We start from the raw sequence: 596 nt of genomic DNA, 5'->3' as shown, positions 1-596 counted from the left end.
CATACCAGGAAGAATGCCTAGCTCTGGCGGTCTTTCCATCACCATCGTCACTTTATAGCTGCCTGTTTTTGGGTCGGCTTCGGTGTCAATTTCTTGGAAAGTCAGATCGAAAGAGCGTTCGGGAAACGCATCGAATATCATTTTTGCTGAAACTTTCACGCCTTGCGTATAACGGTTGAGCAAATAGTCAGGCAGTTGAAAACTCACCTTCATTACCTGATTGGTTTGAATGTTCATCACCCCTTCTTTGGCGGCAACGTATTCATGATTTTCGGCAGGAAGATAAGAAATGGTGCCATCGTAAGGAGCAACGAGTTGGGTGTAGCGCAAGTTCGCTTTGGCTTGATCCCATTGCGCTTTAGCGGAGTTATGATTAGCTTTCGCTTCATCAAAATCTTGTTCAGAGACCACTTGGTCTTTCCGCAGCTTTTTATAGCGCTTGTACTGAACATCAGCTAACGCAAAATTCGCTCTTGCTTGCTTTTCCAGTAAGGAATATTCATCTGGGTTAAGGACTGCTAGCACATCGCCTTTTTTAACGACTTGCCCTTCATTAACTTCGATCGATTGAAGCAACCCTGGGACACGAAATGCGA

1 pseudogene is annotated in these 596 nt (G+C 45.0%); it reads right to left on the bottom strand.

The features are described from left to right. Positions 1–596, bottom strand: a pseudogene (gene vmeG, locus R7Z49_RS26350) (efflux RND transporter periplasmic adaptor subunit VmeG); the annotation flags it as partial.

Source organism: Vibrio sp. 1562 (assembly GCF_033340155.1).
Classification (GTDB): Bacteria; Pseudomonadota; Gammaproteobacteria; order Enterobacterales; family Vibrionaceae; genus Vibrio; species Vibrio alginolyticus.
Note: the sequence above shows the minus strand (reverse complement) of the source record. Positions and strands in the feature narration are given on the sequence as shown.